Source organism: Desulfosporosinus burensis, from assembly GCF_054657535.1.
In genome coordinates this window covers 405440-422400 of sequence record NZ_BAAHYN010000003.1, presented here as the reverse complement: position 1 = coordinate 422400, position 16961 = coordinate 405440, and the positions used below count along the sequence as shown (strand labels likewise).

Sequence of the window (16961 nt, the reverse complement as noted above, 5' to 3'; positions counted from 1 at the left end):
AGTGATCACCTGAGCCTGTATTTTTGAGTCAGATCATTGATTCCTGGGGTTGTCAAAGAGGAGATTAACTAGATTTAGAGAATTAACGCGATAAGTTTAAAAATAGTTTGAGATTTGACTAGGAGGTAAGGAGATGCCTGATGAGATAATGATTCCAGTATTTAGGCAGCTCTTTGATTCGATCGAAGAAGGGGTTATTGTTACTGACCGCAATGGCAAAATCATCTTCTATAATTCTGAGATGGCTAAATTAGAAGAGTTAGCAACTGAAAATGTCATCGGAAAGAATTTAGCCGAAGTCTATGATGCGGTGACGCTGGAAAGTAGTGAACATCTAAGTGTTGTTCTAAGCGGAGAACCTGTTTTGGACAAGCATAAAACCTATTTCACCAATCAAGGGAAAGAGGTCAATATTATTGCCAGTACGTTTCCTGTCATAAAAAATCATGAGGTTATAGCGGTCTATTCGGTGTGTAAAAACATTACCAAGTATAAAGAACTATTAACCAAGACAATGCAATTACAGGATCAAATCGGGCTTGAAGGGCAAGATCAGCGTGGTAATAACGGAACTCGCTATACCTTTGAATCGATTGTCTCTGCCAGCTCTGCAATGCAAAGTCTGATTGCATCTGCCAAGAAAGCAGCTGTGGCCGACGGTTTTATCTTAGTCTTCGGAGAAACTGGAACAGGTAAGGAATTACTGGTTCAAGCAATTCATAATTACAGTGCTCGCAAGAAGGAGCCCTTCGTGGCGATTAACTGTGCCGCGATTCCAGAAACGTTGCTGGAGAGCATTCTCTTTGGGACAACTAAGGGGGCTTTTACCGGGGCAGTGGAATCGAAGGGTCTGTTTCAACAAGCTGGGAACGGAACCTTGTTCTTAGATGAACTCAATTCTATGAGTATTGCGCTCCAGGCTAAGCTTCTGCGCGTTGTGCAAGAGAAAATGGTGAGGCGGGTCGGCGGGACTACAGAAATTCCGATTCACTGCCGAGTGATCAGTTCTACGAATATTGATCCTTGGGAATCCATCAATAGCGGTAGTTTGCGCAAAGACCTATTTTATCGGTTAGCGGTTATGACTCTCTTTCTTCCGCCCTTGAAAGATCGCAAGGAGGATATCGAGGCGTTAATGCATTATTTTTTAAACCGCTATCAGAACATATATGGCCTGGGCGGGGTCGTGATGGGTACGGAATTAAAGAATGTTTTCTTAAATTATTTGTGGCCAGGGAATGTTCGAGAATTAGAACATATTCTAGAAAGTGCTATGAACATGCTTGATGGTCGAAAAGTCATTACGATTGACCATCTGCCGCATTATCTAAGGGCAAAGTTTCTCAGTCAAGAGGGGACTTCTACTGAATTCTATCGAAAAGATGCTAGCAGCTTGGCTCATGCATTACGTGAGGTAGAAAAGCAAGTCCTCACAGAAGCGCTTAAAAACCATGGGGGTAATATCACAAAAGCAGCTGATTCGATCGGAATTGCCCGGCAGAATCTCCAATACCGGATGAAAAAATTAGGGATGCATAATTCTTAGGCAGGCAAATATGTTTGGCACCTATCCTTAACAATCTCTGTAACCGGGTTTAGAGGGTTTATGTGGGCAAATAAATTTTGCGTCTAGATTATCGGGAAGGACAAAAAGGCAGATGACACAATTATCTGAAATTAGGCACCGTTCTTGCAACAAGAATTAGGTTTATTCTATTAAATATGGAACTCTTCGCCTAGAAAAAACGAAAGAATGTGGGGTGATGGCGATTGGCTTTCACGGATTTTATCAATTTTCTGATGAAGAATACTAAAACTATTATAGAGTATTCTGAGAATCATTTTACGCTGGTTTTGTTGGCAGTGGGGATTTCCTTGGCGATTTGGGTACCTGTCGGGCTTTTGTTGACGAAAAGCGATAAATGGGCGGCAAGGGTCTTGGCTTTGGCCAACACGATATTTTGTATTCCAAGTTTGTCCATGTTTGCTATTTTAGTAACAATCCCAATGTTTGGCTTAGGTCGAAAGTCTGCTTTGCTGGCGTTAGTGCTCTATGCCATGATGCCTTTGATTCGTAGCGTCTATGACGGAGTTAAAAACGTCGATCGCAATGTGATCGAAGCGGCTAAAGGGATGGGTATGAGTACGAGAAGGATTCTCGTCGAAATTCTTGTGCCACTAGGTATGCCAATCATCTTTGCGGGGTTTCGAGTTACTGTGGTCATGACTACCGGCATTGCAGCTATCGCCACCTATATTGGAGAACGTAATTTAGGACGATTTATCCAGGAAGGTCTTGTTCGTTCTAATACGCCTATGATGATCACAGGGGCCCTGATTATCTCGGTGATTGCTATCGGTTTGGATACTATCCTTGGCCTGATTGAGAAAAGGATTGTTCCTAAAGGATTAAGAATTAGCCGCTAACTCCTCATCAACAGAGAAAAGTCTATCTGAGGACAGGAGAACGTTTGCAGAGGAGGATTCAAAAGTGATTGAACTAAAGCAAATTACGAAACAGTACCCAGGTCAAGCAATGCCAGCAGTCGACCAATTATCTCTTTCTATTCCTAAAGGGGAGATATGTGTCTTAGTTGGACCCTCAGGCTGCGGGAAGAGTACTATTTTGCGTATGATTAATCGAATGATCGAGCCTACGTCCGGGGTAGTCAATATTAACGGAGAAGATGTAACGCACACCGACTCAGACCAACTGAGGATGGGGATTGGCTATGTCATTCAACAGATTGGCCTACTGCCGCACCGAACGATTGCCGAGAACATTGCCATCGTGCCCCGCTTATATAAATGGCCGAAAGAGAAGATCAAGCAACGTGTTGATGAGCTGATCGTTATGATGGGGCTTGACTTAGAAAAGACAAGGGGAAAGTATCCGTCTCAGCTCAGTGGGGGGCAAATGCAGAGAGTTGGAGTCGCCAGGGCCATGGCTGTTGATCCTCCGATTATGCTGATGGATGAGCCCTTCGGAGCGGTTGACCCGATAGCCCGGACGCATTTGCAGGATGAATTTCTTCGTTTGCAGAAGGAGATTAAGAAGACCATTGTCTTTGTCACCCATGATATTAACGAAGCTATTAAAATGGGAGATAGCATTGCTATTTTTAATGCTGGAAAATTAGTTCAATTTGGGACACCAGAAGAGATCTTAACCAATCCGGTCAATGAGTTTGTCGAAGACTTCATCGGTCGCGATCGGGTGGTTAAAAAGTTGAATTTGTATCTAGCGGAAGATGCCATGCAACCGATTGGGTGTGTGTTGAGGGGAAATGAATGGCAGAATGCAGCCCAGAAAATGAAGGACGCAGGGGTAGAGGTGGCGTTCCTCTTGAATGAAGCGGGTAAGGCTTGGGGACATATCACGTCTTCGGATCTTCGTGAGTTTGGGAGTGACCTGGAGGGGTTAAAGAAACGAGTTCTTAGGACGGAAAAGGCCTTTGTCCAAGCGACTACTCCTTTCCCGGATGCGCTCTCTTTATTACTGGAATATGATGCGGATTACCTCGGAATTCTGAAGGATAAAGAACTATGTGGGATGCTCTCATTCAAAGGCATTAGGAAGCATGTTTACAGGAAAGAGGGTGAGTAAATGAACTGGGAGCATTTCAGGTATGCTCTTTTCGAGAAGGCCCCAGAGGCTTTGTGGGAGCATTCTATGATCGTTCTTATTACCATAACCCTTGCAATCCTGATTTCCATACCGCTCGGGATCTTCCTAAGTCGTCCAAACTATAAAAAGTTCGGTCTTGTTACCCTTAATATTCTTAACCTGTTACAAGCCGTTCCAGGGATTGCTGTGATTGCCTTGGCTTTACCGATCCTCGGTTTGGGAATGAAGCCTGCTATAGTCGCTCTTTTATTCCAAAGTCTGTTGCCCATCGTTAGAAATACAATTGCTGGTTTAATGGGGGTTAGTCCGGATGTGAAGGAAGCTGCTAGTGGCATGGGGATGTCCCAACGAAGAATTCTTTTAGAAGTGGAGATTCCTTTGGCCATACCGATTATTCTTAGCGGTATCCGCACCGCGACTGTTTATGTCGTGAGTATTGGTACACTGGCCGCTCTGATTGGGGCTGGCGGTTTGGGTAATCTCATTATGGGCGGCTTGGCTCTCTTCCGGCCTGAATACTTGCTAGTTGGGGCAGGGCTCGGGGCGCTGATGGCTATCTCCTTGGATCGGATGATCAATTACTTAGAGTTTAGGATTACTCCACCTGGGATGCGGGTTGAGTAGGGAGGAATTGTCTTAGCCCATTCGCACATCCTACGCCGGTAGGTATACTTTGGGGATCGCGGCTTCGGCGATACTCTATCCTACGCCGGTAGGTATTCCTTTGCGGATCGCGGCTTCGGCGATACTCTATCCTACGCCGGTAGGTATTCCTTTGCGGATCGCGGCTTCGGCGATACTCTCCACTGGAGACTATCGTACTGGAGACTATCGTACTGGAGACTATCGTACTGGAGACTATCGTGATTCATCGCTATTCGCTTGAGGATATGGCTAAAACTTAAAACCTCTGGGCTTTCTGCAAGTGCGCCGCTCCTTGCCATCCTTGGCACCGCGGCATCAGTCCATCCATGGACAAGTCCCGTTAAGTTTCTTAACGCCATATCATCTGCGCTCATTGACGCAACTCCTCTCACATGCTCTTTCAGCTAAGAAACTTCCTCTGCTTGGGGGTCGACGAGTTAGAACGACGGGAACGATGGAGGGGTTTAGGTACTGTTTGCGTATATGACGCAAAAGCGCTTTTGAGGGGGAACACAAGGGGAATGCGGGACGGTTCTTGGCTTGCTTTCTGAGAAAGAGGAATCCTTTGGGATTGTCGATGGGGGTTTAGAACGCGTTGATGGACTCTGTGAAGGGGTTGTATGCGTTTAGGCGAAAAGGAGATATAGCGAGGGTTTAAGTTTGCATTACTTGAGATTTGAAGGAGGGGATGCCAAAAATTTGAAATAAAGGCTACGAAAGTATTGTGAAAAGATGTATAATTGGACCAACTTATTAAAAGGAAGGGGTATATTACATGAAGAAACGATCATTATTTCTCGTTGCAATCTTGTCCCTGACACTAGCTTTAGGAGGGGTAATGGGCTGCGGTGCAAAGACGCCTACTGCTGCACCTGCTGCTACACCTGCTCCAGATAAGGCAAAAGAAGGACCTACTATTAAGATTTCGTCCAAGACCTTTACAGAAGCTGCACTTTTAGGAACGATGAGCTTCCAGTATCTAAAAGGCTTAGGGTATCCGGTTGAAAACAAAATGGGACTTGGTGAATTGGCGGTTATCCGACCGGCCTTGACTTCTGGGCAAATCGATCATTACTGGGAGTACACTGGTACGGGTGTTATGAATTTAATGGAACATGCTCCCGTGTTTGAGGCGAATGAAAGCTACAAACTCATCAAAGAGTGGGATGCTAAGAATGGAATTGCGTGGCTGGACTATGCACCACTCAATGACACCTATGGGATTGTTGTTCGGTCCGATGTTGCCGAAAAGTATAAACTGAAAACTATCTCTGACTATGTTGCCCAAGTGAAGAAGGGTGAAAGCTTAAAATTCGTCGGTTTCCCTGAGTGGGAAGGACGGGCAGATGGTTTGCCATCTTTTGAAAAGGTTTATGAGTTCAAAATGCCTAAAGGGGATTTTGTCAACGTAGCTATGGGCCTAAACTATGATACTCTCAAAGCCAAAAAAGGGGATTTAGCCTTAGCCTTCACCACAGAACCGAGGATTGTCACGGATAAGCTGGTGATGCTTGAAGATGATAAAAAGGCATTCCCGGTCTATAATGCAGCCCCTGTCTTCCGTCAGCAAATCTTGGATGCGTATCCTAACCTAGCAGGAGAACTTAAGAAATTGAGCGCTGTGTTAGATACTGAGACGATCACGAAATTGAACATGCAAGCTGATGTTGAGAAGAAGTCCATTGAGGAAGTTTCAACGACTTTCTTGAAGAGTAAAGGGTTGCTGAAATAAGGCGGCTTGGAGGGAGTAGAGGGTGCTGGACCGCGAGCGAGGGAGGAAGTGTCTTAGCTCGTTCGCACAACGTTCCATTGCTATTCCCTTGTCGCTCAGGCTAAACCGCAAAACTTCTGGGCTTTCTGCATGTGAACAGTTGCGGTTCTTAACGCCTGATCGACTGCGCTCATTGACGCAATTCCACTAATCGTACTCACTAAGCTAAGCCACTTCCTCCTATGCATGTTGCGGGGAACGTGCACCTCTGAATCGGTGCTGCGCCGCCGAACTGGGAAGACGCTTTTGTTAGTTTATATTTAATGGCCACTTTATGCCCCATAAATATCGGTTTGGGGGGATAGGGTGGTCTTTCTTTAACTCGGATTCGTGAAAGGTTGGATTTTTAGATGTCGATGATTGAGAAGTTTGTTAGTTTGTTTGGTGTGCCGGATTTTGTGGTGCCTTATTTGTCCTGTTTTATGTCTGAGGCTGAGATGGATTTGGTAGTTCGATTGGAGGGTCAGAAGTGTTCTGTTTCTGAAGTTGCTAAAAGGATGGGATGTACTTCGGAGCAGGCACAGGGTTTGTTGGAGGGTTGTTATTATAAGCATATTGTTCAGAGGGAAGAGATTGACGGGGAAACTGTTTATTTTGGGGCGGATTTCTATGGCCGGTTGGATTTTATGTGTAAGTTTGACGATAGTTATAAGCTAGAAATTAGGAGTCTGATGGCCAATAATATAGATGACGATAAGGATAAGGATAACAACGATAATAGCGATAACAACGATAACAACGATAACAACGATAACAACGATAACAACGATAACAACGATAACAACGATAACAACGATAACAACGATAACAACGATGATAACGATGATAACGAAAAGGACGTAAAGGTGAAGGTTAACGGTGGGGATTTGCTGAAGGCTTTGGATGAGTGGTGTTATCAAGTTTATGCAAAGCGGATGGAGCCTTATCTGGAGCAGCTTAAGAATAAAGAGGCGGTGGATAGGGCGCCGGAGGCGTTTTTTATGATAGATGAGCTTGAGGAATTACTGAATTCCGTGAAGGATATTCGCTTGGTTCCTTGTAATTGTCGTAAGTTAGCGGAGCGGTGCGAGAAGCCGACAGAAACTTGTCTGAGTTTTGATGCTTCGATTACAGATCGTACGTATGGGCGTTCGCTTTCGAAGGATGAAGCTCGAGAGCTTGTAAAACTCTCACATCGGAAAGGTTTGATGCACCAAATTAATAGTGACTGGCGGGAGAAGGGGCCGATCTGGATGTGTAATTGTTGTTCTTGCTGTTGTTATCCGACGCGTCTGGCTCAGGACAGAGGAATGAAGGGTATATTTCCGGTCATTCAATATGTGGCTCAGCGCAATGAAGTGAAGTGTTCGCATTGTGGGGCTTGCCTCAAACGGTGTAATTTTTCGGCTTTTCATCTCGGGGAAACCGAAATCATGGTCAACGGCAAGCCACGGAAGAGGGTTGAGTTTGATCAGGATAAGTGTTGGGGCTGCGGGATTTGTGTAGATAGTTGCGTAACGAAGGCTATTTCTATGGTCAGTTTAGGGTGAGAAATTTATTGCCCTAAAATTGGGCAGTGCCAACATTTTTTGCGGCTAAACTATAGACAGCGAATATTAGGTCAAAAGGATAAAACAGGCTAAAAAGCGATAAGACAATAGAATAGGTGCTAAAAATTTTTGCGCTTGCATTTTTAACCCACATTTAATACCAGTGCGGTAAGATCAAAAAGAGGGCTCAACGCTAGGCTTAAGGCCTCTGCAGCAGAAGGTTACTCGCATAACTCGCAGGACATCGGCTAAGGATGGAATTGTGTACCGTTTATGATGGGAATGGCATATATCTTGCAGGGTTAACTTAGCATACCCACCTAGAGTGCAGCAGTGTGTGAAGAAGACATGTAAGAATAGGTCGTTGGGTATGTAGGTTACTCTGGAGATTCACTAAGATAGATAAGTTAATTTAAACTTGGGGAAGGTACAAAAAATGTGGAAAGGTTAGGTATAGGACTGATGAGAAAGATTCGATCCAATAGCATAGAACAAGCAACGCCACTGCTCCAATGGGTCAGTGAGGGACAGATCGAGCAGATTCATCTCGCGACCTTGGAGGTCCTTGAACGTACGGGGGTTAAAGTAGATCACCCAGAAGCATTACAGTTATTGAAAGATGCCGGTTGTATTGTCAATGAAAACCGGGTTCGGATTCCGAGCTGGTTAGTTGACGAATGCATTCGTTTGGCACCGAGCAAGATTGTGGTGGCTAACCGTAAGGGCCAAAGGGTCATGCCTCTGGAGAAAAATAGGACTTATTTTGGGACAGGTTCCGATCTCCCCTATACTCTTGACTTAGAAACGGGTAAGCGGCGGCGCTCTACGAAGAAGGATGTCGAGTTAGCTTGCCGGGTCATGGACTATTTGCCAAATTATGATTTTGTGATGAGTTATGCGATTGCTTCCGATCAGAATCCTAAAGTGAGTGACCTTCATCAATTAGAGGCTATGGTTTCTAATACTGTTAAACCAATGATTGTTACTGCACATGATGAAATAAACATGCGCGCTCAGTTAGAGATGGCTGCTTTAGTGGTCGGCGGTAAAGAAGAGCTGAGAAAAAATCCGTTCTTGATTCTTTACTCTGAGCCAATCACTCCGTTGGTCCATACCAATGATGGGATCGGAAAGATGTTTGCTTGTTTTGAATATGGAGTTCCTGTGGTGTATACTCCTGGGATTTTATCAGGGGCAACTACACCGGTTACGAAAGCGGGAACGATTGTTCTCATGAATGCTGAGGCTTTGGCGGGAGTCGTCATGGCTCAATTAAAGCAAAAAGGAGCCCCAATTATTATTGGCGGTGGGGCGACCCCGATGGATATGAGGAGCACTGCAACGTTGTATGGATCTCCGGAGACGATGATGAACTATGCCATCATGACGCAATTATCTCAGTTTTACGGGATTCCTAACTTTACGGAGGCTGGGTGTGTTAATGCTCCGGTGCCAGATGCTCAGGCAGGGATGGAAGCAGGCAACGGTATCCTGCTGGCTCAGTTGATGGGCGCTAATTTAGTGCATGATGTCGGGTATCTGGAAGGTGGAAAAACTGGTTCATTAACCTTCTTGACGATGTGCAATGATTTCATGGATAATGCGCGTTACATGGGTAGAGGAACTCGAATTGATGAAGAGACAATGGCGGTCGATGTGATTGATGAAATAGGTCCTGGTGGGAACTTTGTGAGTCATGCCCATACGTATGAGCATTTCCGGGAAGAGATTTGGACTCCTAAGCAGTTTAATCGTTCCTTCTGGGAGATCTGGGAAGAGCAGGGGTCTAAAACTGTGGAAGACCACGCTGGGGATTTGGCTAAAGAGATTGTGGCTACGCATACGGCGGAACTGTTGGATGATTCAGTCCGTCAGGGCTTAAATGAGATAATTGCTGAAACAGAGAAAGTGAAAGCGGAAAAGAAACGCGAAAGAAGAGTTAAGAGCTAAGAGGGGGTTAAGATTATGGGAGTAGGAAGCTCACACGGAAATGGGCTGTTTTTCCGAACACTGACTGAGAAGCAAGCGGAAGAGATTCATCTGGCGAGTAGCCGGATTCTTGAAGAGACAGGTATGGTGATCCACCACCAAGAAGCGGTTGAACTTCTGCGACAGGCGGGGGCCTATGTTGAAAATGGCAATCGGGTTTATTTCCCCAATCACCTGGTCAAGAAAGCCTTGCAATCTGCCCCTTCACATGTGACTTTATATAATCGAAACGGCGAAATGGCGATGCAATTAGAAGGGGCCAATGTTCACTTTGGCACAGGATCAGACACGCTCAACTATTTAGATCCGGTCAGCCTAGAAAGACGGAAATGGCGTCAAGAGGATGTAGCCAATGCCATCAGGCTTTGTGATAAGTTACCGAATATTGATTTTGTGATGTCGATGGGTCTTTTATCCGATGTCGATCGTCGTATGATCAATCGCGAACAATATGCTATCATGGTCCAGAACACTGTTAAACCCCAAGTGGTTATTGCGGAAGATGGAGATACTTTGCGGGATATTATCGAGATGGCAGCGAGTGCAGTCGGTGGCAAAGCACGCTTGCGTCAGAAACCACTGTTTATGCTCTACACGGAGCCAACCTCTCCCCTTCAACATCCGCAAGAGTCTGTGGATAAATTACTGATTGCTGCTGAAAATGGAATTCCGACTAATTTTGCCTGTGGAGGTGTGGCGGGAGCTTCTGTACCAACGACGGTTGGAGGGGCTTTAGTTCAGGCTAATGCCGAAGCCTTGAGTGGGTTAGTGATCCATCAATTGAAAGCGCCTGGAGCTCCGTTTGTGTACGGTTATGGTAATTCTCCTCTTGATATGCGGACTATGCAGGCAGTTTATGGTACTCCGGAAGCGGTACTCTTTCAAGGGGGAATGGTCGATCTGGCCCACTATTACAAACTTCCTTCCTGGGGATATGCCGGGTGCTGTAATGCTAAGGTTTGTGATGAACAGGCGATCGCAGAATCGACTATGTTTACCTTAATGGGTGCCTTGCAAGGGTGCAATATCATGCATGATGTTTTCTACATGGAATTTGGGTTAACCGGCTCCTTGGAGTTACTGATGATTTCTAACGAGGTTATCGGGCGGACACGAAAGATGCTCAATGGGATTGACACGAATAAAGAAGCCTTAGGGGTAGAAGCAATTATGCGGGTTGGTCCAGGTGGAAATTTCCTGGGGGATGACCATACAGCGAATCACTTTCGGGAGAATTGGCGGCCAGAGCTCTCGGATTTCAATAATTACGAGAATTGGTCTGAAAACGGTAGTAAGACCATGGCCGTCCGTGCTCGAGAACAGATTAAGCAGATCCTAGAAACTCATCAGCCCAAACCTGTTAGTGACGAGGTGAGGGAGAAGATAGAAGCGGTTCTAAAAGAGGCCCGGAAAAAGGTTGGAGCAAAGTAATAAGTTGGACAAAGAAATTAGTTGGTACAAAGAAGTAAGGTAGAGGAGAGATTATAATTGAGTGATTTTAACAGCTTGGCTGAACTTGTGATCAAGGGGGATTATGCTGGAGCTCAGACTTTAACCCAAAAAATGATTGACAATGGCAGCGATCCTCTGGAAATCATTAATCAAGGATTAATGGCGGGGATGAATGTGGTCGGGGTTCGTTTTAAAGCTGGGGATATGTATGTACCAGAGGTTATGATGTCTGCCAAAGCCATGAGCAAGGGCATCGAAATGGTAAAACCTTTGATTGCCGAAAAGGATATGCCTACGGCGGGTAAGGTCTTGATCGGAACAGTAAAGGGTGACCTTCATGATATTGGGAAAAATCTAGTACTTATGATGATGGAGAGTGCTGGGTTCGAGATGATCGACCTAGGTGTCGATATCGATCCAACCACGTTCGTTAAAGCGGTCAAGGAGCATAAGCCTCAAGTGATCGGGATGTCCGCGCTTTTGACAACGACGATGCTATCCATGAAGGATACGATTGAAGCGTTGAAGGAAGAAGGCTTGCGCGATTCGGTTAAGATCATTGTCGGAGGGGCACCGATTTCCCAAGGGTTTGCAGATGAAATCGGTGCTGATGGATATGCACCGGATGCTGCAGCAGCGACGGATTTATGCAAACGATTGATTGCTTAATTAGAGTTTAGTATGATGGGTACAGGAGTTCTTCGGGCTTCTGTACCTGTTTTTAGAATTTGACCAAAGACTTGGGTACACACTATGAGGGACACTGACCATCGTTAGGGCTTGAGGACAAGATGAGATGGAATTTGGAAAATTTAGGAAGGAGTGAGCTGGGTGATTAATAATTATGATATTTCACAGGCCATGACGATTAAATTAGACCCTGAACTTCCAGAGCTGCAGGAATTTGTGGAAGGGATTCGACGGGCACCAGACAGAGGCTTTAATCTGACCCTGAATCAAACAAAGATCGCGTTAAAGAACGCCTTACGTTACGTACCGGAGGAATTTCATGAACAAGTGGCTCCAGAATTTTTAGAGGAATTGCGGACTAGAGGTAGGATTTATGCCTATCGTTATCGTCCGGCTGGACGATTGTATGGGAAACCGATCGATGAATATCAAGGAAACTGTACTGAAGGCAAGGCCTTTCAGGTTATGATTGACAATAATCTAGATTTTGACGTGGCCCTTTACCCTTATGAACTTGTTACCTATGGTGAAACGGGAAGTGTCTGTCAAAACTGGTTGCAATATCGTTTAATTAAAAAGTACCTAGAAGTGATGACTGATCAGCAGACATTGGTGATGGAATCGGGCCATCCGCTGGGGTTGTTTCCTTCTCGCCCGGAAGCGCCTAGGGTGATTATAACGAATGCCTTAATGATCGGGATGTTTGATAATCAGAAGGATTGGGAAATCGCTGAACAAATGGGGGTTGCTAACTACGGTCAGATGACGGCGGGCGGTTGGATGTATATTGGACCGCAGGGGATTGTGCACGGCACCTTCAATACTTTACTCAACGCCGGGCGGATGAAGTTAGGAATTCCTCATGATGGAGATATTAGGGGACATTTGTTTATTTCGTCAGGTCTAGGTGGAATGAGTGGGGCTCAGGGGAAATCTGTAGAAATTGCCCAGGGTGTGGGAATTATCGCCGAGGTTGATGAGTCTAGGATACAGACTCGCTTTGAGCAGGGTTGGGTCAGTAGAGTGTCTGGGGATCTGGAGGAAGTTTTCCGGATCGCCGAGGAGTATCTGCAGAAAAAGGAACCCATGTCGATTGCCTACCAAGGTAACATTGTAGATTTATTAGAGTATGTGGTCGAGAAGCAAATCAAGGTAGAGTTACTCAGTGATCAGACGTCCTGTCATGTTGTTTATGAAGGTGGATATTGCCCACAGGGAATTTCGTTTGAAGAAAGAACCAGGCTGCTGGCAACCGACCGGGCTAAGTTTAAGATGCTAGTGGACCAGAGTTTAGTCCGACAATTTGAACTGATTCGGACGTTGGTAGAACGGGGTACATATTTCTTTGACTATGGAAATTCCTTCATGAAAGCGGTTTATGATGCCGGAGTTAAGGAGATCTCTAAAAATGGCATCGATGAAAAAGATGGCTTTATTTTCCCGTCCTATGTGGAGGACATTATGGGTCCGGAACTTTTTGATTATGGATATGGGCCCTTTAGATGGGTTTGTCTCAGTGGCAAAACGGAAGATTTGAGCAAAACCGACGCGGCGGCGATGGCTTGTATTGATCCGAACCGTCGGGGGCAAGATCGGGATAATTATATCTGGATTAAGGATGCCGAGAAAAATAAGCTAGTCGTGGGTACTCAGGCCCGCATTTTATATCAGGATGCTGAAGGGCGAATTAAGATTGCGCTTAAATTTAATCAAATGGTTCGGGATGGTGAGATTGGTCCGGTGATGTTAGGCCGGGATCATCATGATGTGAGCGGCACAGATTCACCGTTTAGGGAAACTGCTAATATCAAAGATGGTAGTAATGTCATGGCGGATATGGCTGTCCAGAGCTTCGCGGGAGATGCCGCTCGCGGGATGAGTCTCGTATCTCTTCATAATGGAGGGGGCGTCGGGATAGGTAAAGCCATCAATGGTGGGTTCGGCTTAGTACTTGACGGGAGCGAACGGGTGGATGGCATTATTAAATCGGCTCTTTTATGGGACGTGATCGGTGGGGTTGCTCGGCGAGCTTGGGCCAGAAATGAACATTCGATTGAGACTGGCATTGAGTTTAATGAGCGGTATAAGGGGTCAGGGCATATTACGGTTCCGTTTATTCCGGATGAGGAATTGATTGATCGATTAGTAGGGGGACTTGTGTGACACAGCGCTCGGTGCTTACGACGCAGAGCAAACTAACCGTTTAAGCTCCTACTGTGGTGAGCGGGGTTCATCCTTCGGCGATAGTATATATGAAAGAACCCGCCTACGGCGATAATCTCCACTGGAGACTATCGTGCCAGACTCGCCATCCGACGACCATGGATGGTCTAGTGTCACCGGAGCCAAGGATGGCGGGAGGGGACCTTGGCTCGGTTGGCGGCAGTGCACATCCCTGTGCACTGCCCCGTGTCTGGGGTCGGTCGCTTAAACGGAAGTTTGCTTTTCTGCTTACGTAAAGGCGTCGCGCTCGTGTCACACTGCGTCCCTGGCTTGGGGGTCGAAGAACGGAAGGACGGAAGACGAAGGACGAAGTACAAGGAACGAGGAACGAAGAACGAAGAACGAAGGAACGAAGGAACGAAGGAACGGATGGTTTGGGAGACGGCACATTTCATGTGCACCGTCTTATGCAAGTCAGTGCAAGTAAGGTGCAAGTATGGGACGGTTCTTAACTTGCATAAGTCAAGAAAATTCCTCTTGGGCTTGGGTCGACGGTGGTTGGTACGACTTAAACCGGGGTTACTGTTTACGTCTTTGACGCAAATGCGTTGTGTACCAAGTAAGGCAAGTATGGAGTAAGAATACAAGTAGGTGCAAGTTTAGGGATGGCTCTTGATTTGCATGGTTCTTTAGTTTGGAGGAAGTATGATGGAATCTATCGTGTGGAATAATTTAAACTTAGTTACTTCAGAGATTTATCGGCGCATTGGTATGCCGGATGCAGATTCTAAACGGAGTCAGAACTTTAAGCCAGTGATTGAACAGATGCGACTTAAAGCTTTAGGGCTTGTTGAAGCTCGCTGCATCTATGATTATGTTCCGGTGAGTGTCTCAGGTACAGGGGAAATTCTTCTGGCAAATAAGTATCCTGTCAATGCTGCCACTTCGTTCTTTGAGGGAGCTCACGAAGTGATGATAGCGATCCAAACCATTGGCTTCCGCCTTGAAGAAGAATCAGCCCGTTTGTTTGAAGAGGGCGAGATGCTTGACGGGATGGTCTTAGATGGCTGCGGGACGGTCGCGCTTGATGAAGCCTTAGAGTTATTAAGGGATAAGGTTGTCAAGCAGGTCTTAGCACGTGGTCTACAGACGGGTTATAACTTATGCCCGGGTGGTTTCCAAATTCCCTTAGAGGCTCAGAAAACCTTATTTACTCTGCTGGATGGAGGGGAAATTGGTGTGACTTTAGGGGAAGCGATGCTAATGTCTCCGGTAAAATCTCATACTCTAGTTATCCCAGTTGGGAAACAGCTTACTAAGCCGAACTTGTCAAGTGCAATTACGTGTGAGATGTGTGCCGAGCAGCAAAACTGTGCCCACAGCCGCTTGAAATTTGGTAAATGCAAGTAAGGGACGGTTCGTGACTTGCATACTGACTTGCAGGCTATGAATCCCTGCAAGTTAAGGGTGTGTTAAAAGGACCGTCCCCTTAACACCCTAACAAATACACTTGAATGGAGATGGTTTTGTGCAGTATGCGGATCTCTTTATCCATTCCGCGCATATGATGGCGACGATGAAGGGTTACACGGAAGGACCGGCTTGTGGAGAGGGTATGTCTGAAATCGGTTTGGTTGAAGATGGTGCTGTTGCGATCCGAGACGGAAAGATTATTGCGGTTGGTACAACGGAAGAGGTGCGTGCTGGCGGGTGGGTAGGACCGGATACTTTGCAGATTAGTGCGCAGGGGAAGGTGGTTACCCCTGGATTTGTTGATCCGCACACGCACGTTCTTTATGCAGGTTCACGTGAAAATGAATTGTCGCTGAAACTTAAGGGTGTCCCCTATCTGGAGATACTTAAACAGGGTGGCGGGATCCTTTCCACGGTTCGGAGTACAAAGCAGGCGACGGATGAAGAGATTAAGGCGCAAACAAAACGACGACTTCAGACGATGCTGAGCATGGGTACGACGACGGTTGAGGTGAAGAGTGGCTATGGATTAATGGTGGAGGATGAAATTAGGGCCTTGCGTCTGATTCATGAGTTGGATCGGGAACAGGTGATTGATCTGGTACCAACCTTTATGGGAGCGCATGCAGTTCCACCTGGTTATAGTGAAGAAGAGTTTACTAACTATGTTGTAGAGGATATGTTGCCGAAAATTGCGGCTGAGGGACTGGCTGAGTTTTGCGATGTTTTCTGTGAGCCTGGGGTTTTCAGTCTTGAATCGAGCGAGGGGATTTTGCTTAAAGCGAAAGAGCTCAACCTTAAGTTAAAGATGCATGCGGATGAATTAGATTCGGCGGGAGGCGCTGAATTAGCAGCCAAACTGGGTGTGATCAGTGCCGATCATCTACTCCAAGCCTCGGATGACGGGATCGCTGCGTTGGCTAGAGAAGGGGTAATCGCGGTATTGCTTCCGGCGACATCGTTCAATCTTGCTAAAAATTCGTATGCTAGAGCGAGAGAGATGATTATGGCAGGGGTACCGGTAGCGTTAGCGACCGACTCGAATCCCGGATCTTCCCCAACCGAATCCATGCCACTGGTCTTGACGCTGGCTTGTCTCTATTTGCGCCTTACTCCGGAGGAAGCCCTGATGGCGGCGACCATTAATGCGGCACATGCTATTGGCAGGCCTGATCAGGTGGGGAGTTTGGAAGTAGGGAAACAGGGAGATGTGCTTATTCTCGATATTCCCAATCTGAATTATTTGCCCTATCATTTTGGCAGTAACCCAGTGGAGATGGTTATTAAACGGGGGAACGTGGTTTGGCGGGGCTGACCCGTATTAGGTAAAGAGTGAAAATGATCTTAAGGTTGTTGATAAAAAGGCATCAGTTAAGAGGTTGGAAGAAACAGCGCACTTTTAAGTGCGCTATTTTTGTATATCATAACGTATAATTTTAGGGTGCCAGAGGGTACCCTTTTGCATGTAAAAAATAATCCTAAAACTATCATGACATGGGAGAGATCCAACTAAATTGGCATAATTCTTACTGAAAGTATGTTGGAAAAAATGACATTCACTTCTCTAATGTTCAAGTAAACAAACAACAAATCTGGCTATATGAAGATAATGAATATATTC

Annotated in this window: 14 protein-coding genes; all 14 read left to right on the top strand. The window is 45.9% G+C overall.

The window, feature by feature from the left end:
• Positions 1 to 133: 133 nt before the first annotated feature.
• The 14 genes from ACYQ3Q_RS07265 (at position 134) to hutI (ending at position 16655) form a co-directional block, all read left to right on the top strand.
• Positions 134 to 1546 carry a sigma-54 interaction domain-containing protein gene (locus ACYQ3Q_RS07265; RefSeq protein ID WP_459927927.1) on the top strand — a complete coding sequence of 471 codons (1413 nt, stop codon included), beginning with the start codon at positions 134 to 136 and terminating at the stop codon, positions 1544 to 1546.
• Positions 1547 to 1800: 254 nt separating this feature from the next.
• A complete protein-coding gene (locus tag ACYQ3Q_RS07260; protein ID WP_034144785.1) occupies positions 1801 to 2427 on the top strand; it encodes an ABC transporter permease in 627 nt (208 codons plus the stop codon).
• Between the two features lie 64 nt (positions 2428 to 2491).
• A complete protein-coding gene (locus ACYQ3Q_RS07255; RefSeq protein ID WP_459927926.1) occupies positions 2492 to 3607 on the top strand; it encodes a betaine/proline/choline family ABC transporter ATP-binding protein in 1116 nt (371 codons plus the stop codon).
• Positions 3608 to 4252: an ABC transporter permease gene (locus ACYQ3Q_RS07250; RefSeq protein ID WP_459927925.1), complete on the top strand. Its 645-nt coding sequence runs from the start codon at positions 3608 to 3610 to the stop codon at positions 4250 to 4252.
• 49 nt (positions 4253 to 4301) lie between these two features.
• On the top strand, positions 4302 to 4514 hold the full coding sequence (locus ACYQ3Q_RS07245; RefSeq protein WP_459927924.1) for a hypothetical protein: 213 nt from the start codon (positions 4302 to 4304) through the stop codon (positions 4512 to 4514).
• A gap of 534 nt (positions 4515 to 5048) precedes the next feature.
• On the top strand, positions 5049 to 6005 hold the full coding sequence (locus ACYQ3Q_RS07240) for a glycine betaine ABC transporter substrate-binding protein (protein ID WP_459927923.1): 957 nt from the start codon (positions 5049 to 5051) through the stop codon (positions 6003 to 6005).
• Positions 6006 to 6394: 389 nt separating this feature from the next.
• A complete protein-coding gene (locus tag ACYQ3Q_RS07235) occupies positions 6395 to 7573 on the top strand; it encodes an ATP-binding protein (protein ID WP_459927922.1) in 1179 nt (392 codons plus the stop codon).
• Between the two features lie 462 nt (positions 7574 to 8035).
• Positions 8036 to 9523, top strand: a complete 1488-nt coding sequence (locus ACYQ3Q_RS07230; RefSeq protein WP_459927921.1) for a trimethylamine methyltransferase family protein — start codon at positions 8036 to 8038, stop codon at positions 9521 to 9523.
• A 15-nt stretch (positions 9524 to 9538) separates the two neighbouring features.
• Positions 9539 to 10993, top strand: coding sequence for a trimethylamine methyltransferase family protein (locus tag ACYQ3Q_RS07225; RefSeq protein ID WP_459927920.1), 1455 nt, complete (start codon positions 9539 to 9541; stop codon positions 10991 to 10993).
• A 57-nt stretch (positions 10994 to 11050) separates the two neighbouring features.
• Positions 11051 to 11683: a corrinoid protein gene (locus tag ACYQ3Q_RS07220; RefSeq protein WP_459927919.1), complete on the top strand. Its 633-nt coding sequence runs from the start codon at positions 11051 to 11053 to the stop codon at positions 11681 to 11683.
• Positions 11684 to 11845: 162 nt separating this feature from the next.
• Positions 11846 to 13867 carry a urocanate hydratase gene (hutU, locus tag ACYQ3Q_RS07215; protein WP_459927918.1) on the top strand — a complete coding sequence of 674 codons (2022 nt, stop codon included), beginning with the start codon at positions 11846 to 11848 and terminating at the stop codon, positions 13865 to 13867.
• Between the two features lie 89 nt (positions 13868 to 13956).
• A complete protein-coding gene (locus ACYQ3Q_RS07210) occupies positions 13957 to 14163 on the top strand; it encodes a hypothetical protein (RefSeq protein WP_459927917.1) in 207 nt (68 codons plus the stop codon).
• A gap of 412 nt (positions 14164 to 14575) precedes the next feature.
• The gene (locus ACYQ3Q_RS07205) at positions 14576 to 15277 is read left to right on the top strand and encodes a vitamin B12 dependent methionine synthase (protein ID WP_459927916.1); all 702 of its coding nucleotides are present in this window, start codon (positions 14576 to 14578) and stop codon (positions 15275 to 15277) included.
• A 118-nt stretch (positions 15278 to 15395) separates the two neighbouring features.
• Positions 15396 to 16655, top strand: a complete 1260-nt coding sequence (gene hutI, locus ACYQ3Q_RS07200) for an imidazolonepropionase (RefSeq protein WP_459927915.1) — start codon at positions 15396 to 15398, stop codon at positions 16653 to 16655.
• The last annotated feature ends 306 nt before the right edge of the window (positions 16656 to 16961 follow it).